The sequence below is a fragment of the Tenacibaculum sp. TB-53 genome (assembly GCF_059716285.2).
In genome coordinates this window covers 2,074,512-2,098,248 of record NZ_CM202790.1, presented here as the reverse complement: position 1 = coordinate 2,098,248, position 23,737 = coordinate 2,074,512, and the positions used below count along the sequence as shown (strand labels likewise).

Sequence of the window (23,737 nt, the reverse complement as noted above, 5' to 3'; positions counted from 1 at the left end):
ACTTTATTATTAATTTACAGTTTCTAAGGTGTTAGCATTATAGCTTAAATAGGCTTCTTTTGCAGCTGAAACCATAGCTATTAAAGCTTTTTCAGTTTCATCCCAATGTCTAGTTTTAAGACCACAATCAGGATTTACCCAAAGACGAGAAGCTGGAATAACTTTTTGTGCTTTTTGTAGTAATTCAACCATTTCTTCTTTTGAAGGAACTCTTGGTGAGTGGATGTCATAAACCCCAGGCCCAATTTCATTCGGATATTTGAAATCTGCAAAAGCGTTTAACAACTCCATTTGAGAGCGAGAACATTCAATAGTAATTACATCGGCATCCATATCAGCAATGCTTTGAATAATGTCATTAAATTCAGAATAGCACATATGTGTATGTATTTGTGTAGCGTCATTTACACCACAAGATGAAATTTTAAAAGCTTCAACAGCCCACTTTAGATAATCATTCCACCCTGATTTTCGTAACGGTAAACCTTCTCTTATAGCAGGCTCATCAATTTGAATAATTCTAATACCAGCATTTTCTAGGTCTCTAACTTCATCACGTATAGCCAGTGCAATTTGTTGGCAAGTAATGCTACGAGGTTGATCGTCACGAACAAATGACCATTGTAAAATAGTAACAGGGCCTGTAAGCATTCCTTTAACCCATTTGTCAGTTAAAGATTGTGCGTATTGTGACCAATAAACAGTCATTGGGTGTGGTCTGTATACATCCCCATAAATAATAGGAGGTTTTACACAACGACTACCATAACTTTGAACCCAACCTTTTTTAGTAAATGTAACTCCAGCAAGTTGTTCACCAAAATACTCTACCATATCGTTTCGCTCATACTCACCATGAACTAATACATCTAACCCTATTTTTTCTTGCCATTGAATGGTTTTTTGGGTTTCTTTTTTTAGTAGGAATTTGTACTCCTCACTACTTAAGATACCTTTTTTAAATTGAGCTCTCCAGCTTCTTACTTCTTTAGTTTGAGGGAAGGAACCAATGGTTGTAGTAGGGAATAGCGGTAAATTCAATACTTTTTCTTGTGCTTCTTTACGAATTAAAAAACTATTTTTTCTTCTAGAATCTGTTTCGTTAATGGAATCAACACGTAGTTTTACATCGTTATGATGGATTAATGCTGAAGATTTTCTATTGGCAATAGCTTTTTTATTTTCTTCAAAAGCATTTAAAATATTTTCATCACTAGTGTTTTCAGATAACTCTTTTAATAAGCTTACTTCGGTAAGTTTTTGTTTAGCAAAAGAAAGCCATTGTTTAATGTCAGTGTCAAGAGAGATCTCTAAATCTAAATCACAAGGAGAATGCAACAAAGAACAAGAAGAAGCAATAAAGGTTTTTTCAGAACCTAACTTATCAGTGACTTTTTTTATTAGCTGTAATGACTTTTTAAAGTCATTTTTCCAAATGTTTCTTCCATCTACAACACCTAACGATAAGATTCTATTTTTAGGAAGAGTATTCAATACATCATCTAGCTGTTCTTCGCAGCGAACTAAGTCGATATGCAATGCGTCTAAAGGAAGTATGTTAGCTAATGAAAGATTGTCTTTTAAACCTTCAAAATAAGTAGTAACTATAAACTTTAGTTTAGGAAACTTTTTTCTAATCTCATTATAGATAAATTGATAGGTTTCTTTGGCTTTTTCACTCAAATCTAATGCTAAAAAAGGTTCGTCAAACTGAATCCATTCAGCACCTTGTGTTTGAAGTTCTTGTAGAATTTCAATATATACAGGGAGTAGTTTTGGGGCTAAATCTAATTTATCAAAACCTTCTTCTTTTTCTTTACCTAAAAGAAGGTAGCTAACCAAACCAATAATTACAGGCTTAGCATTAATCCCTGCTTGTTTAGCTCCGACAAACTCATTAACAATTTTGTTAGAAAATAGTTTGAATTCCTGATTTTTATAAAATTCAGGAACGATATAATGGTAATTGGTGTCAAACCATTTAGTCATTTCCATAGCAGTGATATCAAGATCATCTTTTTGATATCCTCTTGCCATAGCAAAGTAAAGGTCAAGTTCAGAATTTGAAGTTTTTAACATTACTTCATTGTAACGTTTAGGAATAGCTCCAACAGTAAGCGTCATGTCTAACACCTGATCATAATAAGAAAAATCATTACAAGGAATAAGGTCTATGCCTGCTTCTTGTTGTGTTTTCCAATTTTGTTGACAGATATTTCTTCCTGTTTCAAGAAGTTCCTGTAAACTAGTTTTGCCTGACCAATATTGCTCGCAGGCTTTTTTGAGTTCTCTGTTGCTACCAATACGCGGATAGCCAAGAATGTGCGTTTGCATTTTCTTTTAAACTTTTATAATTAAACATTAATTTTAAAAGCTCTTTTAGATGCTTCGAAATGCTAAAAACGATAAGATGTTTGAGGAAAAATAATGACATACCAAAAAAGCACAGCATTTCATAAAGAAAGTGTGCGTTAAAAATATATCATCGGTATGACCCAAAAGCTTCAAATCGCGAAAGCATTGTCAATATCCGAATAGGCAGGTCTCCTGACTTATAACAGCTTTTATCATCCTTCCCGCTTTTGGCAGTGGATATACTAGGATAAAAACTTTTGGTGTGTTACTTACAGTTGCGCGACAGTTCGTGATTTGCACACGATTCCCTATTAATCTACAGTTAAGTAAAACCTTTTCGGTTGATGAAGTATGTAAAGAACTTATCGGGGTAAATGTATGTATTATTTTTTTAGAACTGGTAATAAAAAAAGCACCAATAAATTGATGCTTATGTTTGAAAAAGAAAATTTATAACTAATGTTTATTTTTTCCAGTTTTTAAGTTGGTCCAAGTATAGATAGCTTTCAACAAATTTTCTATGTTCAGTATTTGTCATAATTTCGAGAAGTTCTAATGCTGAAATATAGCTTGCTAAATTTCCGTTTGAAGATAAAAACTTACCATCCTTAACAAAAGTCACTAAGCTGTCGTTTTGCACTTTTAAATTTGGATAGTCTTTTTGTAGTTGTTCACCACCACCAATCCATGTTACAATTTTATGACCATCTGCTATACCAGATTTACCAATTAAATTAGCTCCAGCACAATTACTAACAGTGTATTGGGTTTCTTGATTTTTTGTCTTTATAAAATCTACAACTTTATTATTATGTACTTGTGCGTACATGTCGTAAGCGCTTGGTACAAACAAGGCTGTTAGTTTAGGGCAGTTTTCAAAAGTATAGTCGGGAACAAAATGCATTCCTTCTTCAGTAGTAATGGGTTTAGCTGTTTCAGCAATAGCTACTACATTAAAAAGTTGTTTGCCATCTTTATCTGCTTTTCCAAATACATCTGACGTTGCTATAACTTCTCCTTGTAAAACCCCATTAAACATTAAAAGTCCAATAGTTGGTAAATTAGGATTAAATGGTTTTAGGTGTTTAGTTAGTGTGTCAGATGGAGATACAACTTGTTCAACTTCTTCTGTTTTTTTATTGGTTTTCGATTTTTCTGAATTACAACCAACAGTAATAATTGTAAAAAGTAGTATTACTACAATGCTTAAATTTTTCATGCGTATTTTATTTAGTATCTCTTTGAGTAGGTTTAATAATCATTCTAAAATATTGGTCTTTGTATATGTAATAGCCTAACCAGTTGTATAGAGTTCTTACTTTGTTTTTGAAGTTTACAAGCCCCATAATATGTACAAAAATCCAAATTAACCATGCAACAAAACCTTTTAATGATTGTTTTTGTCCTGGGAAATCTAATACAGCCTTATTTCTTCCAATAATAGCTAATGAACCTTTATCATTATATTGAAAAGTTTTCCAGTTTGTATCTTTTCTAGAAAGGTTTTTAGCTAAGTTTCTAGCTTGTTGTAATGCAGGTTGTGCTAATTGAGGATGTCCTTTAGGATAGCTTTCATCTCCTAAAATCAAAGCACAGTCACCTAAAGCATAAATATTATCATATGAATGTACTAGGTTGAACTGATTTGTTTTTAACCTTCTACCAGCACCAAAGCTTTCTTTTGAAAAACCATCAAATGTTTTAGCAGATACACCGGCAGCCCATATAAGGTTTTTAGTATGTATTTCTTCTCCGTTTGATAAATATACAGTTTCACCATCAAAATCATTAACCATGGTGTTCATCGTTAATGTTACTCCGAGTTCACTTAACTTTTTAGAGGTATATTCTTGTGCTCTTTTAGACATTGGAGCTAATACAGAGCTTTGACCATCAATAAGATGAATTTCTCCAAAATCATTTTTATCTAACTCTGGATAATCTTTTATGATAATTGAAGTTTTAATTTCAGATAAAATACCAGAAAGTTCAACCCCAGTAGGACCAGCACCAGCGATAACAAAAGTTAAACACTTCTTTCTTTCTTCAGGATTGTGAATTCTAGTAGCACGGTCAAATCGAGTTAAAATAACATTTCTAAGTGACAAGGCGTCACTAATAGTTTTCATTGGTAAACTGTACTTTTCAATGTTTTTGTTTCCGAAAAAATTACTTTCTGTACCAGTAGCCATTACTAAGATATCATATGCTATTTCTCCATTACTTACCACTATTTTATTTTCTTCTGGAACAACTTTTTCAAGTGTACCCAGACGAAAACGAGCATTTTTAAATTTTCTTAAAATTTTTCTGAATGGATAACTAATTGCAGAAGGTTCCATAAAACCTGTGGATACTTGGTAGATTAAAGGAGGAAAGAAATTATAGTTATTACTATCTACTAAAATAATTTGATAATTTTCAGAATTTCCTAACCCTTTTATAAGTTCTAACCCAGCAAAACCGCCGCCAACAACGACAATTTTTTTCATGTTTTTCATAATGCTATTATGCCCTTAAATTAATATAAATGCAAAGGTAGTTAAGTATGTTTTAGTAAAAAATAAACTAACTTAAGAATAGCTATTTTCTTTTAATTTCACTTAAATATTCAGGAGTTAATCCTAAAAAACTAGCTAATAAATATTGGGGTACTCGTTGTACAAAATCAGGGAAGTCTTTTCTAAATCTAAAAAAGATATCTTCTTTAGAGTAACTGTTAATGTATTTTAAACGCATTAAAGCAGCTCCGTATGCGGTTTCATATATACTTCTAAAATATTTTTCTAATAAGGGAAACTTATTTAATAACTCGTTATATTTTGAAAAGGAGATTGACAAAATTTCAGAGTTTTCAACTGTTTCTATGGTAAAGTTAGCATGTTTTTGGTTCTGAAAAGCTAAAAAGTCAGTTAACCACCAATTTTCTAGAGCAAACTGTGTAGTTTTTTTGTAGCCCAAACTATCAATAAAATATAAATGTAAGCAACCTTTGGTAACAAAAAATAGTTTATTACAACGTTTATTTGTGAGTAATAAAATTTCTTTTTTTTTATAGGATTGACAATCAAAAAAAGAAAGTATTTCCGTTAATTTTTCTTCAGAAAGATTTGTGTAATTTTTAATATGATTTTTTAAAATGCTTTTACCCATATCTTAGTTTAGTATTTAAAGGTAAAAATACCAACTTTATAGAGATTCCTTTTATTTTTAAAAGAAAAAGGCACCAAATAAATTGATGCCTTGTGTTCGTTTTGGAAGACTTTATCCTTTTATACTCTCAGGGTTATAGCCTAAATACGGAACTTCTTTTTCAACAAAAGTAATTCCGTAATCTTCTAATTCTTTTAAAATTGGTTCGTACACCTCTTTGTTAATCGGTAATTGAACTCCAGGAGTTGTGATGTCACCGTTTAAAATACGTACCGTAGCCATAGCTACAGGTAAGCCAACAGTTTTTGCCATAGCAGTATAGGTTTGATCATCACCTTTAATAACCATGCTACTTTCTATTTGATGATTTTCCTCCTTGTATTGATACCCAAAAATATGATGCATTACAATCATATCTTTATCCTCAGCTTCAAGAGTCCAAGAATCCATCAATATTTTTTGTAAAATTTCAGCAGGGGTAGCGTTTTTCAAGCCTACTTTTTTGTTCGGATTGAAGATGTCTAACTCTACAAATTTATCCCACATCAAATCATCTTGATCAATCTTTGCATACGAACGGAATTTTAATTCAACAGAATCTGAAGGAGAATAGGCTAGGAAAAGATTTGTAAAATCACGATAGCTCATGTTTTCAGAATCTTCAATAGTGTATGTATCATCAGTCATTCCTAACTGGACAAAAACATTCCAAGCACGAGAAAAACCAACTTTACGAATAGTTCCACGATACATGGTTTTAATATCTTCTAAACCATAAATACTTCTATACTTTAAAGAATCACGGTTTGCATACGCTTCAAATCTTCCACTGCCATTAATAGTTAAAAATTCAGTTCTTCTAAATAATTTTTGATATGGAATATACTTATAGGTTCCTTCTTGAATAAACATTGAAGCTCCACCTTGACCAGCTAATACTACATTTCTTGGGTTCCAAGTAAATTTATAATTCCATAAGTTGGTATCGCTTTCAGGAGCTACTAATCCACCACAAAAAGATTCAAATAATAGCATTTTTCCTCCTTGTTCTTTTATACGATCAATAACTTGCATAGCACTCATGTGGTCAATTCCTGGATCCAGACCAATTTCGTTCATAAATACTAAACCTTTAGCTTTAGCTTCTTCATCTAAAGCTTTCATTTCATCAGAAATATAAGACGCAGTAACCATGTGTTTTCCATAAGTAATACAATCTTTAGCTACTTCAATATGAAAACGAGCAGGTAACATTGAAATAACAATGTCAGCTTTTTGAATTGCATTTGAGCGCTCTTCAGCATTAAAAACATCTAGCTGTATTGCTGTAGCACTTGAATGATTGTGAATTTTAGATTGAGCGCTTTCTAACGAAACATCACCAATAGTTATATGTAGGTTTTCTTGTGAAGATTTATCTAATAAATATTTTATAAGTGAAGAGCTCGATCTACCAGCACCAATAATCAATATATTTCTCATTTATAATTATTTTTGTTGTGTATAAAATTTGAGGCGACAATATCGCTAAAAAAGTTTAAATTTAAACAAAAATTAAAATAATGTATAAAAATTTAACAATAGCTGCGGTCTTGGGAATGATTGCTGTGATTTTAGGTGCCTTCGGAGCTCATGCTTTAAAAACAAAATTAACACTAGAAGCCCTCGAGAGTTTTGAAACTGCTGTACGTTATCAGTTTTTTCATGTGTTTTTATTACTTTTTGTAAATATGTTTACTGAGCTTACTAACAAAGAAAAAAACAGAATTAGTTATTTTTTAATAGCTGGGATTTTATTGTTTTCTGGGTCTATATATTTAATTTACTTAGCGAATGTTCCTGCAAAAGCAATTTGGTTTGTAACGCCGTTAGGAGGAGTGTTATTAATCGTTGGTTGGAGCCTTTTAGCATATAGCTTTTTTAAAAAAGTTATTAAAGGTTAAAGTTGATAAAATCATTTAATGATATAGCTGTTTAATCAAAAAGAACTATTTTTGTCCAAAATTAAACACAACTAAAATCTTTTAAGATGACAAATCTTGATACGAAAACGATATCGTTAGATAACTTAGGCATAAAAGACGCTACGGTTCGTTATCAATTAACTTCAGACGAGTTACACGACATCACTATTGAAAAAGAACAAGGAGTAGAAACCAGTTTTGGAGCATTAGCTGTTAAAACAGGTGAGTTCACAGGACGTTCTCCAATGGATCGTTTTATTGTTAAAGACGATATAACTAAAGACCAAGTTTGGTGGGGAGATATTAATATTCCTTTCGATTCAGAAAAATTTGACAAGCTATACGATAAAGTAACTAATTATTTATCTAACAAAGAAGTATTTGTACGTGATAGTTATGCATGTGCAGACGAAGATTATAAATTAAATATTCGTGTTGTAAATGAATACCCTTGGAGTAACATGTTTGCGCACAATATGTTTTTACGTCCTACCGCAGAGGAGTTAAAAAACTTTTCTCCAGAGTGGACAGTAGTAAACGCTCCAGGTTTTATGGCAGATCCTGAAGTGGATGGAACACGCCAACACAACTTTGCTATTTTAAACTTTACTAGAAAAGTAGCGTTAATTGGTGGTACAGGATACACAGGGGAAATTAAAAAAGGAATTTTCTCTGCATTAAACTTTATTTTACCTGTATTCAAAAACACGTTACCAATGCATTGTTCTGCAAACGTTGGTAAAGATGGTGATACAGCTATTTTCTTTGGATTATCAGGAACAGGTAAAACTACATTATCTACCGATCCAAATCGTAGTTTAATTGGTGATGACGAGCATGGTTGGACTGCTGAAAACACAATCTTTAACTTTGAAGGAGGATGTTATGCAAAAGTAATTGACTTATCTCAAGAGAAAGAGCCAGAAATTTACGGAGCAATTAAAAGAGGAGCGATCCTTGAAAATATTGTGATGGATGATAAAGGAAATGTAGATTTTCATGATACATCAATTACACAAAATACTCGTGTAAGTTATCCTATTTATCACATTGAAAATATTCAAAAACCATCTAAAGGTGCAAACCCAAAGAATATTTTCTTCTTAACAGCAGATGCTTTTGGAGTACTGCCTCCAATCTCTAAATTAACACCAGGGCAGGCAGCATATCACTTTATTTCTGGGTACACAGCAAAAGTAGCAGGTACAGAGGCTGGAATTAACGAACCATTACCAAGTTTCTCAGCTTGTTTTGGAGCTCCATTTATGCCATTACACCCAACGCGTTACGCTGAAATGTTAAGTAAGAAAATGCAAGAAGCAGGTGTAAACGTTTGGTTAATTAATACTGGATGGACAGGAGGTGCTTACGGTACTGGTAGCAGAATGAAATTAAAGTACACTCGTGCTATGATTACAGAAGCTTTAGAAGGTAATTTAGAAAATGTTGAATTTGTACAACACCCAATTTTTGGATTATCAATGCCAACTACTTGTGAAAATGTTCCTGATGAAGTATTAAATCCAAAGCAAACATGGGCAGACAAAGATGCCTATGATGCAAAAGCTATGGAATTAGCGAATTCATTTAGAAAGAACTTTGCTCAGTTTGAAGAAATGGCAAGCGAGGAAATTATTAAAGGAGGACCAATAGCGTAACCTTAAAAAAAATATACTTATCAAAAAAGCATCCGTTACGGGTGCTTTTTTTGTGAAAAATACTCAGTATTTTAGCAATAAATAAATTTTAGCATGATTGTACAGGGAAATATAGTCGATATTCAAAACAAACGAATATTTAAAGGAGAAGTTGAGGTTAAAGAAGGAAAGATTACACAAATTAGAGCAGTAGAACATACTGTAGAAAACTATATTTTACCCGGATTTATAGATGCGCATATTCATATAGAAAGTTCTATGTTAGTGCCATCAGAGTTTGCAAAAATAGCCGTAACACACGGTACGGTAGCAACAGTATCCGATCCACATGAAATAGCCAATGTGTTAGGTGTAAAAGGAGTAAATTTTATGATTGAAAACGGAAAAAAAGTTCCGTTAAAATTTAATTTCGGAGCGCCATCATGCGTACCAGCGACTTCTTTTGAAAGTGCCGGAGCGGTAATTGATTCAGAAGACATAAAAAAAATGATGGAGAATCCTGATATCAAATATTTAGCAGAAATGATGAATTATCCGGGGGTTATTTATCAAGATGAAGAAGTGTTGCAAAAAATAGCTTGGGCAAAACATTACAACAAACCTGTAGATGGTCATGCACCTGGACTACGTGGAGAAGATTTAGATAAATACATAGCGGCAGGAATTTATACCGACCACGAATGCTTTACCTATGAAGAAGGATTGGAGAAGTTAGAAAAAGGGATGAAAGTCATTATCCGTGAAGGAAGTGCTGCAAAAAACTTTGAAGCATTAATTGATTTGCTACCTGAGTATTATGAGAACATGATGTTCTGTTCTGATGATAAGCATCCAGATGATTTGTTATTAGGACATATTAACCAATTATGTGAGCGCGCAGTAGCGAAAGAAATAGATGTTTTTAAAGTATTGCAAGTAGCCTGTATAAACCCAGTAGAGCATTACAATTTGGATGTTGGGATTTTAAACGAAGGAGATGATGCTGATTTTATTGTGGTGAAAGATTTACAAAAGTTTGAAATACTACAAACGTATATTAATGGTGAATTAGTAGCTGATAAAGGAAAATCATTTGTAGAGCATGTAGATTTTGAAGTGTTGAATAATTTTGACACTGATGCAAAAAACGTTTCCGATTTTGAGTTCCATTCAGCATCTGAAAAGATTCGAGTTATTGAGGCTTTGGACGGAGAATTAGTGACAAATGAAATAGAAGCAGATTCGTTGATAAAAGATGGAAGTTTAGTTTCTGATGTAGCAAACGATGTGTTAAAAATGACCGTAGTAAACCGTTATCAAAATGCAGAACCTTCTATTGCGTTTATTAAGAACTTCGGGTTAAAAGAAGGGGCAATAGCGAGTTCTGTAGGACATGATTCTCATAATATTATCGCTGTCGGTGTATCGGATGAATTAATTTGTAAGGCGGTAAACTTATTGATTGAAAATAAAGGAGGCGTTTGCGCTGTAACATCTTCTGAAGAAAAAGTTGTTCCGCTCCCTGTGGCTGGAATCATGTCAGATAAACCAGCAGTTGAAATAGGAAAAGCCTATGCCGAATTGGATGCGATGGTAAAACAACTAGGTAGCAAATTACGAGCTCCGTACATGACCTTATCTTTTATGGCGTTGTTGGTAATTCCATCCTTAAAACTATCAGACAAAGGCTTGTTTGATGGGAACACATTTAAATTTACTTCTTTAGAAGTTAAATAAACGAGAGTTTGAAGACAGAAAAAATTATATTAGGGATTGACCCAGGAACTTCCATTATGGGATTTGGAATTATAAAGATAGTAGGGAAAAAGATGGAATTTGTTCAAATGAATGAATTGCTCTTAAAAAAATATGACGATCATTATTTAAAACTCAAAATTATTTTTGAACGTACCATTGAATTGATTGATACTTATCATCCAGATGAAATAGCGTTGGAAGCTCCTTTTTATGGGAAGAATGTACAATCCATGTTGAAATTAGGGCGTGCTCAGGGAGTAGCCATGGCAGCAGGATTGTCAAGACAAATACCAGTAACCGAGTATGCGCCCAAGAAAATAAAAATGGCCATTACAGGAAAAGGAACTTCAAGTAAAGAACAGGTAGCCTTAATGTTAAAATCGTTATTGAATTTAAAAGTGCTACCTAAAAACTTAGATGCAACGGATGGTTTAGCAGCTGCGGTGTGCCATTTTTATAATTCAGGAACAAAAGTAGGAGGTAAGAACTATACAGGTTGGGCAGCGTTTGTAAAACAAAATCCGAAAAAAATTAAAAATTGATTTTTTCAATGATCAATGAACAGTAAACAATAGTCAAATATTATAGCTATGAAACTAGAAAAGAACCCACTTCAAAATAAATCATACGATTTTGCTCTTTTGATTATTAAACTAAGTAAAAAATTGATGAAGGAAAACAAGGAGTTTATTTTATCTAAGCAGATAGTAAGAAGTGGTACATCGGTAGGAGCAAATATAGTAGAGGCTAATGGAGCTATTTCTAAGGCAGATTTCTCAGCAAAAATTTCAATAGCTTATAAAGAATGTTTAGAAACTAAATATTGGCTGTCTTTATTAAAAGATAGTGAAGAAATAAGAATAGAGGAGTATGAGGAGTTGTTTGAAAAAGCCGATGAAATAGCAAAAATTCTTTTTTCAATATTAAAAACGACAAGGATTTATAAGTAATCTTGATAACTGATAACTGATAACTGATAACTGATAACTGATAACTGATTTGGCAGGAATTTATCTACATATCCCATTTTGTAAGCAAGCATGTTATTATTGCGATTTTCACTTTTCTACTTCATTAAAAAAGAAAGAGGAGTTAGTTTCTTGCTTGGTGAAAGAGCTAGAATTGCGAAAGGAAGAGTTACAAAATGAAGAAATAGAAACGATTTATTTTGGAGGAGGAACCCCAAGTTTGTTGTCACATGAAGAATTGAGGTTGTTAATAGATACTATTTATCAAAACTATGTAGTAATAGCCAACCCAGAAATCACCTTAGAAGCGAACCCAGATGATTTATCAGAAGAAAAAATAATTGAATTATCTAAAACCCCTGTTAATCGCTTAAGCATAGGAATACAATCTTTTTTTGAAGAAGATTTACAATTGATGAATCGAGTTCATAATGCACAAGAAGCAAAAAACTGCTTGTCTGTCGCGACACGCTACTTTGATAATATTACTATTGATTTGATTTACGGAGTTCCGAATATGAGTAATGAACGTTGGAGAGAAAATTTGCAAATAGCTTTTGATTTCGAGATCAATCATATTTCATCATATGCGTTAACGGTAGAACCTAAAACAGCATTAGATTCATTTATCAAGCAAGGAAAATATCCTGATGTTGACGAAACAGTAGCCAAAGAACATTTTGATGTTTTGGTAGCAGAAACCACTAAAAACGGATTTGTACATTACGAAATTTCCAATTTTGGAAAACCAAATTATTTTTCAAAACACAATACAAGTTACTGGCTAGGGAAAAAATATATAGGCATTGGTCCATCAGCACACTCGTTTAATAAAACACACCGTAGTTGGAATGTAGCTAACAATGCAAAATATATAAAAGCAATTCAAGAAGGAAAACTCCCTTTAGAAGAAGAAAAACTCACTAAGAAAGATCAGTTTAATGAATATTTGATGACAGGATTAAGAACCATTTGGGGAGTGTCGGTAGAGAAAATTGAGGAGGATTTCGGGGAAGAGTTTAGAAAAAAACTCCTTAAAAATGCTGAGAAATTTATCCAGCAAGAGCTACTAGTCATTACAAATGAAGTTTTGAAGACTACAGAAAAGGGAAAGTTCTTAGCAGATGGATTGGCTTCCGAATTATTTATTATTTAAGTATATTTGAGTATGATTGCAACAATTGAATACAACTCAAGAAAATACAAAATAGATTTATCAAAACCACTAGACATTTCAATAGCAATTGATACCTCAAAAGAAAATATAAATGCATGGTATCTTGATGATCCTAAAATTTTTCCTGTTTCAGATGGGAATTGGATTGGAAGTGTACAACAAGGAGCTGATGTAAATTTTAATAACATACAGTTTAATCCGCACTCACATATTACGCATACCGAATGTGTGGGGCATATAACAGAAGAAGTTTATTCAGTAAACAAAGAACTATCAAAATTTTTCTTCTTAGCAGAAGTAGTGACTATTGCTCCAGAGCAGTTAAAAAATAAGGATTTTGTAATTTCAAAAAAACAATTACAAAATGTTTTAGGAAACAAAAAGCGCGATGCAATTGTAATCAGAACCTTACCAAACCTTTCAGACAAAAAATCGATGCGGTATTCAAACACAAATCCAACCTATTTGTTAGAAGAAGGTGCTATATACTTAAAAGAAAAAGGAATAGAACATTTACTAATTGATTTACCATCGGTAGACAAAGAAAAAGACGAAGGAAAATTGTTAGCACATAATGCTTTTTGGGATACACAAGGAGAAATTAGAATGCAGGCAACAATAACAGAATTTATATATGTACCTAATAGAATAGAGGATGGAACTTACTTTTTGAACCTTATGATAGCACCATTTGAAAATGATGCTACTCCAAGTAAGCCAATTCTTTATAAATTGTGTTAATTGTTATGATAAAAACAAACTACTGAAAAGTTTTAGATAAGCATGCTTTTCTGAATATTTAAAATAGAATAGTTTATTGATGTTACTTAGTAAATGTTTCTTTTTAGGGATCTCTATCTGTTCGGCGAGATTTACTTTATGTTTCACTTACACTTCAAAGATAATGTAGATATTAAAGTGAAAATAAAAAATAAGATTAAAAGAGTGTTACTGTAGACGAATGGTTAAAAGTAAACTTTTAAGCGTGTAAAAACTATTAAAAAAAATAAAAAATAAAATTTTTGTAGAAACAATTTGTTTTTTTATAAATTTACAGTCGTAGAATTAAAGTAATGACAATTTTTAATACATATAAGCAATGTAAATCGACTGTGGTAAGACACAAAGACGATCGGGCAATGTATGTATTATAATTATGTTCACATAAAATATAACGATAATAAAAAGTCCGACTTCATAGTCGGACTTTTTATTTTTATATCAACATCAACACTAAAACCAAACCACATGAAAAAACTCTATTTTAATTATTTAGATACCTTTAAAGGTTTATCAATCGAAGTATGGTGGCTCGCTTTAATAACTCTAATAAACAGGGCAGGTACAATGGTAATTCCGTTTATGTCTTTGTATTTAAGAGAAAGTTTACAGTTTACTTTAAAAGATGTAGGTTGGATTATGACTTGCTTTGGATTAGGTTCTGTTGTAGGCTCTTGGTTGGGAGGAAAATTAGCAGATAAAATAGGTTTTTACAAGGTAATGAAAACCAGTTTGTTTTTAACAGGATTACTCTTTGTATCCTTACAATTTGTAGAAACTTTCTGGGGGTTTTGTATTGGTATCTTTTTGGTGATGCTAGTAGCAGATACTTTTAGACCCGCTATGTTTGTAGCCTTAAATACTTATAGTAAACCAGAAAATAAAACACGTTCAGTAACCTTAATCCGTCTGGCAATTAACTTGGGGTTTTCTGCAGGTCCAGCAGTTGGAGGATTAATAATTACCTCAATGGGGTATAGCGGGCTGTTTTGGGTAGATGGAGTTACTTGTGTTTTAGCAACTTTATTATTGATAAATGTATTACATCCTAAAAAAGCAAGAGTGTTAGATCAAGTAAAGGTAGAAAATCCAAAGTCGATTTTTTCAGATAAGGCTTTTTGGATATTTTTTGTAGGAATGTTTGTGTTCGGGTTTATTTTTTTACAATATTTCTCTACCATGCCATTATATTATAAAGATATACATCATTTAACAGAGTTAGAAATAGGACTGTTAATGGGCATGAACGGTTTTTTCATTTTCCTATTAGAAATGCCCCTGATTACTTGGTTAGAAAAAAGTAAGTATACTAAAGAATTCTTAATGTTTTTTGGTTTATCACTTACAGGATTAAGTTTTGTAGTAATCAATTTAACAGGTTGGGCTGGAATTTTAATTGTAGGAATGTTGTTAATGACTATTGGAGAAATGATAGCTTTCCCTTTTTCAAACGCCTTTGTAATGGAACGAGCCAAAAGAGGAAATCAAGGAGAATATATGGCGTATTATAGTATTGCATTTTCTATGTCGCATATTTTCGGACACAATTCTGGAATGCAATTAATTGATAATATTGGATTTGATAATACATGGAATTTTATGATTGTATTATCGGGAATAGGAGTATTATTTTTATTAATGTTAGTACGAATTGTAAAAAGAGAGAAAGTAATCGCATGGACTTAAATCAAGTAACAATTCCGTCTATAGATGTAAATGAATCTGTAATATTTTATAAAAAACTAGGCTTGCTTCTCATTGTAGATGCAAGCCCTAGATATGTCCGATTTGAAGTGCCAGATGGTAATACAACTTTCTCAATTCATCAAGTAGAGAAGCTGCCTAAAAGAGAGGGTGTTACATTGTATTTTGAAGATGAAAATTTAGATGAATTAGTAGAGAAACTACAAGAAAAGGGAGTTCAATTCACCCAATTACCCAAAGATCAAACATGGTTATGGAGAGAAGCCCACTTGTTAGATCCAGATGGTAATAAATTAATTCTGTTTAAAGCAGGAGAACACAGAAAAAATCCGCCTTGGCGAATCGATTAAGAAATAGAAGTTTTTATCTTTGAATGTTTAATAAGAAAGCAGAAAATATGAATATACAAGACGCACAAAAACAGGTAGATGATTGGATTAAAAATCACGGAGTACGTTACTTTAACGAGTTAACAAATATGGCGCAACTAACAGAAGAAGTTGGAGAGGTTGCTCGAATTATTGCGCGTCGTTATGGAGAGCAAAGTGAAAAAGAAAGTGATAAAAACAAAGATTTAGGAGAAGAATTGGCCGATGTAATGTTTGTAGTGTTGTGTTTAGCAAATCAAACAGGCGTAAATTTGCAAGAAGCCTTTGATAAGAAGTTGGATATTAAAACTAAAAGAGATCACGATCGTCATCACAATAACAAAAAACTACAATAAATGAGTCTCATTAATAATATACAAAAAGGAAGTTTTTGGATTAATGTTTTAAAAGTAGGAACTCCTTTTTTAATAATCGTAGCGGTATTTTCTTTATTATTTAAAACAGGAGGGGCTATTTTTTCAGGAGACTTTGAAACTGTGTACAATGTACATTTCGCAAATAAACAGTGGATTCGTTTTTGGTTGAGCAAAATAGTAATCGCACTTATTTATAGTGTATACATTGTAAATAAAAAAACGAAATAGTTTTTTATGGATTTAAGATTAAAAACTGAAGAATTTAATTCAGGTACTCACATAACCATTTCAGGTTCAAAAAGTGAATCGAATAGATTGTTGATTTTACAACAGTTATATCCAGATTTACAGATAGAAAATTTATCAGATTCTGACGATACACACCATTTACAAGGAGCGTTAACTTCTGATAATACGATTGCAGACATTGGACATGCAGGAACTGCGATGCGCTTTTTAACTGCTTTTTTTGCAACCCAAGAAGGTGTTACAAAAATATTGCAAGGATCAGACCGCATGCATAATCGACCGATTGAAATTTTGGTTAATGCGCTCCGTGATTTAGGAGCAACTATAGAGTACGTTGAAAAAGAAGGATACCCGCCACTTAAAATATCAGGGAAAAAACTAGCAAAGGATAAGGTTTCGATTAATGGAAATGTAAGTAGTCAATATATTTCAGCATTAATGTTAATTGCTCCAGGTTTACAAAACGGATTAGAGATTGAGTTAATAGGTGAAATAACGTCTGTCCCTTACATCAATATGACCTTACAGCTATTACATCAATTGAAGGTTGAAGCTGAGTTTAAAGGACAGGTTATTAAAATAAAACCTAAATTAACTTTAGAGAAACAAACAGTTGTAGTTGAGTCTGATTGGAGTTCAGCGTCTTATTTTTATTCGATTATAGCGTTGAGTAAAGTAGGTTCCTTTGTGAAATTATCAGCGTATAAAAAAGATAGTTTGCAAGGAGATAGTTGTTTGGAAAAAATTTATAAACACTTTGGAGTAACGACTACTTTTAAAGACAACTCAATTCTTTTAACCAAAGAAAAAGAACATAGTTCAGCTGTATTGAAAGAAAATTTAAAAAATGCACCAGATATAGCCCAAACTATTGCAGTTACATGTTTCGGATTAGGTGTTGCTTGTGATTTAACAGGGCTACATACCTTAAAAATTAAAGAGACTGATCGTTTAGAAGCATTACGTGAAGAGTTAACAAAATTAGGAGCAGATATTTCTGTTACTAATGAAAGTTTACACTTAAAATCATCTATAAAAATTAAAGAGAATATTCAAATAGCCACTTATAATGATCACCGTATGGCAATGGCATTTGCTCCGTTAGCATTAAAAGTTTCCATAGAAATTTTAGAAGCAGAAGTAGTAACTAAATCGTATAGAAGTTTTTGGAAAGATATGCTGAGTGTAGGAATTCAGAATGTTACCATAAAATAATAGGGCAATAGCTTGACAACCCCTATGTTGAAATTGTATATTTGCCACCGTTAAGAAAATTTTACAAATGAAATTATCAAATTTTAATTTTGAATTGCCAAAAGAATTATTGGCAGAATATCCTTCAGAGCATAGAGATGAAGCACGATTAATGGTATTGCACCGTGACACACAAAAAATCGAGCATAAACTATTTAAAGATTTAATCGATTATTTTGATGAAGGAGATGTAATGATGTTGAACAATACGAAAGTTTTTCCAGCTCGTATGTACGGGAACAAGGAAAAAACAGGAGCCCGTATTGAAGTATTTTTATTACGTGAATTAAATGCTGAAAATCGTTTGTGGGATGTATTAGTAGATCCAGCAAGAAAAATAAGAATAGGTAATAAATTATTCTTTGGAGACGATGAAAGTTTAGTAGCTGAAGTTATTGACAATACTACTTCACGAGGTAGAACATTACGTTTCTTATTTGATGGACCTTACGATGAATTTAGAAAAAAATTAATTGAGTTAGGAGAAACTCCATTACCAAAATACATAAAACGTGAGGTAGAGCCAGAAGATGAAGATCGTTACCAAACTATTTTTGCTAAGCACGAAGGAGCAGTAGCAGCACCAACAGCAGGATTACACTTCTCTAAGCACTTAATGAAACGATTAGAAATTAAGGGAGTAGATTTTGCTGAAACAACATTGCATGTAGGTTTAGGTACATTTAATCCAGTTGAGGTTGAAGATTTATCTAAGCACAAAATGGATTCTGAGCAAATTATTATCCCACAAGCTAGTGCAGATATTGTAAATAATGCTATAGCTAATAAAAAAAGAGTATGTGCAATTGGAACTACTGTAATGAGAACTATAGAATCATCTGTTTCTTCAAGCAATCAATTAAACGCTTTTGAAGGATGGACGAATAAGTTTATTTTTCCTCCTTATGATTTTAGTATAGCTAACTCTATGGTAACGAATTTTCATACGCCTAAATCTACATTGTTAATGATGGTTTCTGCATTTGCAGGGCACGATTTTATTATGGAAGCATACCATGAAGCAATTAAAGAAAAATATAAATTTTACTCGTACGGAGATGCGATGTTAATTTTATAAAACAGTTTTTAAACCATTTACAAAACCTCACAAGTTACTTGTGAGGTTTTGTGTATTTTTGTACCTGATGATGATAGTAAAGAAAAAAGACATACGTGCATTAACCAAAGAACAACTCCGTGACTTTTTTATTGAAAACGGAGATAAAGCCTTTCGAGGTAACCAAGTATATGAATGGTTATGGCATAAAGCAGCACATTCGTTTGATGATATGACAAGTTTATCTAAAGTAACAAGAAGAATGCTTGATGAAAACTTTGTAATCAATCATATTGAAGTTGATACAATGCAGCGTAGTAATGATGGTACTATAAAAAATGCAATTAAACTTCATGACGGATTAATTGTAGAGTCAGTTTTAATTCCTACTGAAAAACGTACTACAGCTTGTGTATCTAGTCAAGTAGGATGTAGTTTAGATTGTAAATTTTGTGCAACAGCTCGTTTAAAACGTATGCGTAATTTAAATGCGGATGAAATTTACGATCAAGTTGTAGCAATTGATAAACAAAGTAGGTTATACCATAATCATAAATTGTCAAATATTGTTTTTATGGGAATGGGAGAACCTTTAATGAATTACAACAACGTAATTAAAGCTATTGATAAAATAACTTCAGAAGAAGGCTTGGGAATGGCAGCTCGACGAATTACCGTATCAACTTCTGGTGTGCCTAAAATGATTAAAAAAATGGCAGATGATGAAGTACGTTTTAATTTAGCAGTTTCATTACACTCCGCTATTGATGAGGTTCGAACATCTATTATGCCATTTAATGCTACTTTTCCATTAAAAGATCTAAGGGAATCTTTGGAGTATTGGTATGAAAAGACTAAACGAAAAATAACGTATGAGTACGTTGTTTGGAATGGAATTAACGATCGAAAAGAAGATATTGATGCCTTGGTGCAATTCTGCAAATATGTTCCGTGTAAGGTTAATTTAATTGAGTACAACCCAATAGATGACGGAGAGTTTCAACAAGCATCAGATAGAGCTTTAAACAATTATATTTCTAATCTTGAAATGAACGATATTGTGGTAAATGTGCGTCGTTCTAGAGGAAAAGATATTGATGCTGCTTGTGGGCAATTAGCTAATAAATCTTAGTACTCTATAAATAGAAAAGCAATGAGAAAAGAAACTAGAATTAAACTTAAGTTAATAATAATTTTATAAAGTCTTAGTTTCTTTAAAAAAGTTAAAACGATAATATCCAGTATACCTAACAAAAATACAAAAGGGAGACCTAAAAAAATGTATGGTAAAATAACTGGATTACCTAAACAAGAGCGTTGATTACCGTCAGAAATGTAGCTTCCTAATAATATTAAACAGGTGCAGGTTATAAGAAAAACAATCGCTCTTATCTTTAAGTGTTTCATATTTTGTTTTTAATCAAAAGTAAACATTTTTTATTCTTATTTTTGTTCACTATATGAAGCCAGTTGAGCAAATAAAACTTCCGATTGCTAAAGAAATGGAACTCTTTGAAACAAAGTTCAAAGATTCGATGTTGTCTAAAGTTCCATTATTAAACAGAATTACCTATTATATCGTCCGCAGAAAAGGAAAGCAAATGCGACCAATGTTTGTGTTTTTGGTAGCAAAAATGGTTTCTAATGGTGGTTTTGATGAACGTACATATCGAGGAGCTTCAGTAGTAGAATTAATCCACACAGCAACATTAGTACATGATGATGTAGTTGACGATAGTAATAGACGTAGAGGTTTTTTCTCAATTAATGCACTTTGGAAGAATAAAATAGCTGTTTTAGTAGGTGATTATTTACTATCCAAAGGATTATTACTCTCTATAGATAATGAAGATTTTGATTTGTTAAAACTGATTTCTATTGCGGTTAGAGAAATGAGTGAAGGGGAGTTATTACAAATTGAAAAAGCTCGCAAACTAGATATTACTGAAGAAGTTTATTTTGAAATTATCCGTCAAAAGACAGCTACGCTAATAGCTGCTTGTTGTGGTATTGGTGCTGCCTCGGTAGGAGCAAATAATAAAACAGTGCAACAGATGCGTAAGTTTGGAGAGTATATTGGTATTGCTTTTCAAATTAAAGATGATTTATTTGATTACACTGAAGACAAAATAGGTAAACCAACAGGAATAGATATCAAAGAACAAAAGATGACACTTCCGTTAATTTATACCTTGAATACTTGTTCTCCAAAAGAAAAATCGTGGTTAATAAATTCCGTTAAGAAGCATAACAAAAACAAAAAACGGGTAAAAGAAGTTATTGCTTTTGTCAAAGAAAATGGGGGATTGGAGTATACTACTGCTAAAATGCACGACTATAAAAATAAGGCATTAGCCATTTTAGACAATTATCCAGACTCAGATTATAAAAATTCCCTACTGCAAATGATTGATTATGTAGTAGAGCGAAAGATTTAAAAAAAAGTACTAGAAATAAAAAACCTCGAGAATTTCTCGAGATTTTTGTTACGGATTAGTTTTTTTTGAAATAATATATTTTTTAGATATTAGTTTTCCAGACTCAGAAACCCCTTCAATATAAACAATGACTTTTTCTTGTAAATTCTGTGGGATTTTGAAATCAAATTTAGAGTTTGCTTTTATTTCTATATTTGGTTCCCAAAAGATATCACCATAATATTTATAAGTATTGTCTACGTAAGAGTTATATTCAGGAGTGTAATATTCTTTTTCGATAGAGAATCCTTTTTCTACTTTATACTCACTAAAGAAAGAAGTATTATTCTTGCTATATTCTCTTGGAGATAAAGTGTAAATATAAATATGTTCATTAGACCTAACATCATGAACTCTACCATAATAAATCTCTTTTACTGTATTAAGATAAATACTCTCAAGCATCCATAAGTCATAACTTATTTCGTTTTCATCCAAAAAAACTCGTACGTCTAATTTAAGACGATCTCTAGAATTTACTGGACTAATGGAAGTATCACCTCCTTCAGTGTTTTTTCTTAATTGTGATAGGTTAGAAGTAGATTTTCCTAACCCCCTAGATCTTATATATAGGTAGCCATCTTTTGTTGTTGTTTTGTAGTTTTTGCTTTTTAAATAATCTAAAATTGTTTCACCTGAAGCTATAGTTGTATTATCGATGACTTTTCTAGTTAGCATTGTAGCTGCACCATAGGGGTTATTTTCAGATTTAATATCTTTCTTTTTGTTGATTATAACTTCATCTAAAGTTTCAAATTTCTTTAATTGAAACATAGAGTTAGGTAATTCAGTGCTTGAATTTTCAAAGCTATTAGAAAGCAAATTATTTTTATTGATTGAATCAATTAAAATAGTATTGGAAAACTGTAGATAAGGAGATACTTTTTGAATATTATTTTTAGTCTTTATCCCAAAATTTATGTAAGTGTTTTTTTTAATAGATGTGTTTTTTAATATGAATTGATTTTTTTCTTTAATCTCCCTAATAATATTATTATTAGAAGAATATATTAAAAGTGACTGTTTCTGATTTAAAGAACTAGAAAGAGTTCCAACAATATTGATACCATTTTCAAATGAATAATTAGTTTTAGGAGGATTATTAAATATATCAAACCAATTATATTTACTCCAGCCTTGTGTTATCAACAATAGGTCAAGTTCTCTAAGTTTTTTCTTGTTAATGTTATTGAAGTAATAACTAGGGTTCTCTATGTTTCCCTTAATATAGGGTTTTAATAAAAAAGATGTATTTGTGTTATTTTCAGGGGAATAGCTTTTTGTTTTTATAGGAAGAAAAGAAGAACTTAAGAAAACCTTTTCATTTGTGTTGTTTTTTAAGTGAATAGAGGTGGAATCACTTAAGTTATCAGGAGTGTTTTTTATATTTATATCAGTAAAAAGGGAAGGAGAATTAATAAAAATAAGTCGCTCTAAGATAGGAGTATTTTTATAATCAAAAACTGTGATTATATTAACTCCTTTATCAATATCATTTTTGTTAATAAACAAAGAGTATTTAGTGTCTTTAGAGTTAAAATTAAAATTATAAGATATAAACTTCCTTGTGTTGTGAATTAGAACTTTAAAAGAGCGGTTTTTTAGTTGATTTAAAGAGTTTTTATTAGTAAGTATATTAATTAAGAAAAAATTTGGATTTGAATTAATAACTCTGAGAGTTACTCCTTTATTTTTAGGTAACGGGGTTGATGATTTTATAGTTTGTCCATTCTCTAATACAGCTTCAAATTCGTAAGTTTCACCTCCTCTAATTAATAAATTTGTATTACCCAACCCAAAAGAGTTAGTAGAGAAGTTTTTGACTATTTCGTTTAAGTTATTCTTTATTACTCCTTTGTTAATTTTAATTCCTTCTCCGTTTTTATTTTTTATTAGAATACCAAAGTTGTTAATTGTATTGGAAAGAATATGGCCTCCTTCTGGAAACAGTTTAAATTCATATGAAGCACTCTCTTTTATTATTTTACTATCATTATCATTATCATTATTATTATTATTATTATTATTATTACTGTTTATGATGGAAATTTTTTGAATAAAAGAATTGTCTTCTTTGAAGTTTTTCATCCAATTTGTAGAGGCTTTTATGTAATAAGAATTATCTACAAAAGTAGAGTCTAATAAAATATTACCTGTACCAAGCCCGTTTTTAATATGTATTAATTTTTGAGTTTTTAACTTTCCTTCTAAATCAAAAATAGATACGTATAGGTTCGATGTTGTTGGGTGTAGCTTTTGTGAATTTTGCTCAAGTATATAAGCTTTAAACCAAAGCTCTTGTCCTGTTAAAAATGTAGTTTTATTTATATGTAAGAAAGGTATTTCTCTGGTGTTTTCAAAATAAGAAGAATAGCTTTGAGTAATAAGAGGTCCTTGAGAGAAAGTAAATATGTTAGAGAAAAGAACTAGATAGAGTATTATTTTTTGCATAAATTTTT

The 23,737-nt window shown here is 31.5% G+C and carries 21 protein-coding genes and 1 riboswitch; of the genes, 15 read left to right on the top strand and 6 right to left on the bottom strand.

What is annotated here, in order from left to right; genetic code table 11:
• Positions 1–9 precede the first annotated feature (9 nt).
• The 5 genes from metE to AC3VJB_RS09530 form a co-directional block, all read right to left on the bottom strand.
• Positions 10–2,334, bottom strand: coding sequence for a 5-methyltetrahydropteroyltriglutamate--homocysteine S-methyltransferase (gene metE / locus AC3VJB_RS09550; protein WP_437823180.1), 2,325 nt, complete (start codon positions 2,332–2,334; stop codon positions 10–12).
• 186 nt (positions 2,335–2,520) lie between these two features.
• A riboswitch (cobalamin riboswitch) is annotated at positions 2,521–2,707 on the bottom strand.
• A 111-nt stretch (positions 2,708–2,818) separates the two neighbouring features.
• Entirely contained in the window at positions 2,819–3,574 is a 756-nt protein-coding gene (locus tag AC3VJB_RS09545; protein WP_047788581.1) for a DJ-1/PfpI family protein, read from the bottom strand.
• A gap of 7 nt (positions 3,575–3,581) precedes the next feature.
• On the bottom strand, positions 3,582–4,856 hold the full coding sequence (locus tag AC3VJB_RS09540; RefSeq protein WP_047788580.1) for an NAD(P)/FAD-dependent oxidoreductase: 1,275 nt from the start codon (positions 4,854–4,856) through the stop codon (positions 3,582–3,584).
• An 82-nt stretch (positions 4,857–4,938) separates the two neighbouring features.
• On the bottom strand, positions 4,939–5,508 hold the full coding sequence (locus AC3VJB_RS09535) for a Crp/Fnr family transcriptional regulator (protein WP_047788579.1): 570 nt from the start codon (positions 5,506–5,508) through the stop codon (positions 4,939–4,941).
• A gap of 111 nt (positions 5,509–5,619) precedes the next feature.
• The gene (locus AC3VJB_RS09530) at positions 5,620–6,990 is read right to left on the bottom strand and encodes a saccharopine dehydrogenase family protein (RefSeq protein ID WP_047788578.1); all 1,371 of its coding nucleotides are present in this window, start codon (positions 6,988–6,990) and stop codon (positions 5,620–5,622) included.
• 80 nt (positions 6,991–7,070) lie between these two features.
• Between AC3VJB_RS09530 and AC3VJB_RS09525 the strand changes: the two genes are divergently transcribed.
• The 15 genes from AC3VJB_RS09525 (at position 7,071) to AC3VJB_RS09455 (ending at position 21,239) form a co-directional block, all read left to right on the top strand.
• Positions 7,071–7,451, top strand: a complete 381-nt coding sequence (locus AC3VJB_RS09525) for a DUF423 domain-containing protein (RefSeq protein ID WP_047788577.1) — start codon at positions 7,071–7,073, stop codon at positions 7,449–7,451.
• A gap of 86 nt (positions 7,452–7,537) precedes the next feature.
• Positions 7,538–9,130, top strand: coding sequence for a phosphoenolpyruvate carboxykinase (ATP) (pckA, locus tag AC3VJB_RS09520; RefSeq protein WP_073181804.1), 1,593 nt, complete (start codon positions 7,538–7,540; stop codon positions 9,128–9,130).
• Positions 9,131–9,223: 93 nt separating this feature from the next.
• Positions 9,224–10,846, top strand: a complete 1,623-nt coding sequence (gene ade, locus AC3VJB_RS09515) for an adenine deaminase (RefSeq protein ID WP_437823172.1) — start codon at positions 9,224–9,226, stop codon at positions 10,844–10,846.
• A gap of 8 nt (positions 10,847–10,854) precedes the next feature.
• Complete coding sequence (gene ruvC / locus AC3VJB_RS09510; protein WP_437823170.1) at positions 10,855–11,409, top strand: crossover junction endodeoxyribonuclease RuvC; 555 nt, start codon at positions 10,855–10,857, stop codon at positions 11,407–11,409.
• A 48-nt stretch (positions 11,410–11,457) separates the two neighbouring features.
• Entirely contained in the window at positions 11,458–11,817 is a 360-nt protein-coding gene (locus tag AC3VJB_RS09505; RefSeq protein ID WP_047788573.1) for a four helix bundle protein, read from the top strand.
• A 49-nt stretch (positions 11,818–11,866) separates the two neighbouring features.
• Positions 11,867–12,991, top strand: coding sequence for a radical SAM family heme chaperone HemW (gene hemW, locus AC3VJB_RS09500; RefSeq protein ID WP_437823168.1), 1,125 nt, complete (start codon positions 11,867–11,869; stop codon positions 12,989–12,991).
• Positions 12,992–13,003: 12 nt separating this feature from the next.
• On the top strand, positions 13,004–13,753 hold the full coding sequence (locus AC3VJB_RS09495; RefSeq protein ID WP_073181796.1) for a cyclase family protein: 750 nt from the start codon (positions 13,004–13,006) through the stop codon (positions 13,751–13,753).
• Positions 13,754–14,260: 507 nt separating this feature from the next.
• Positions 14,261–15,478: an MFS transporter gene (locus tag AC3VJB_RS09490; protein WP_173360518.1), complete on the top strand. Its 1,218-nt coding sequence runs from the start codon at positions 14,261–14,263 to the stop codon at positions 15,476–15,478.
• Positions 15,469–15,846: a VOC family protein gene (locus AC3VJB_RS09485; RefSeq protein WP_159493326.1), complete on the top strand. Its 378-nt coding sequence runs from the start codon at positions 15,469–15,471 to the stop codon at positions 15,844–15,846. The genes AC3VJB_RS09490 and AC3VJB_RS09485 overlap by 10 nt, the downstream gene beginning before the upstream one ends.
• Before the next feature lie 47 nt (positions 15,847–15,893).
• On the top strand, positions 15,894–16,220 hold the full coding sequence (locus AC3VJB_RS09480) for a nucleotide pyrophosphohydrolase (RefSeq protein ID WP_073182681.1): 327 nt from the start codon (positions 15,894–15,896) through the stop codon (positions 16,218–16,220).
• On the top strand, positions 16,221–16,469 hold the full coding sequence (locus AC3VJB_RS09475; RefSeq protein WP_073181790.1) for a hypothetical protein: 249 nt from the start codon (positions 16,221–16,223) through the stop codon (positions 16,467–16,469).
• 6 nt (positions 16,470–16,475) lie between these two features.
• Complete coding sequence (locus tag AC3VJB_RS09470) at positions 16,476–17,705, top strand: 3-phosphoshikimate 1-carboxyvinyltransferase (protein WP_281979788.1); 1,230 nt, start codon at positions 16,476–16,478, stop codon at positions 17,703–17,705.
• Between the two features lie 67 nt (positions 17,706–17,772).
• Positions 17,773–18,822, top strand: a complete 1,050-nt coding sequence (gene queA, locus AC3VJB_RS09465; protein WP_047788566.1) for a tRNA preQ1(34) S-adenosylmethionine ribosyltransferase-isomerase QueA — start codon at positions 17,773–17,775, stop codon at positions 18,820–18,822.
• A gap of 70 nt (positions 18,823–18,892) precedes the next feature.
• Positions 18,893–19,933: a dual-specificity RNA methyltransferase RlmN gene (gene rlmN / locus AC3VJB_RS09460; RefSeq protein WP_196781620.1), complete on the top strand. Its 1,041-nt coding sequence runs from the start codon at positions 18,893–18,895 to the stop codon at positions 19,931–19,933.
• Positions 19,934–20,261: 328 nt separating this feature from the next.
• The gene (locus AC3VJB_RS09455; RefSeq protein WP_047788564.1) at positions 20,262–21,239 is read left to right on the top strand and encodes a polyprenyl synthetase family protein; all 978 of its coding nucleotides are present in this window, start codon (positions 20,262–20,264) and stop codon (positions 21,237–21,239) included.
• A 48-nt stretch (positions 21,240–21,287) separates the two neighbouring features.
• Here AC3VJB_RS09455 and AC3VJB_RS09450 read toward each other — a convergent pair whose 3' ends face one another.
• Complete coding sequence (locus tag AC3VJB_RS09450) at positions 21,288–23,729, bottom strand: hypothetical protein (RefSeq protein WP_497667065.1); 2,442 nt, start codon at positions 23,727–23,729, stop codon at positions 21,288–21,290.
• Positions 23,730–23,737: the final 8 nt, after the last annotated feature.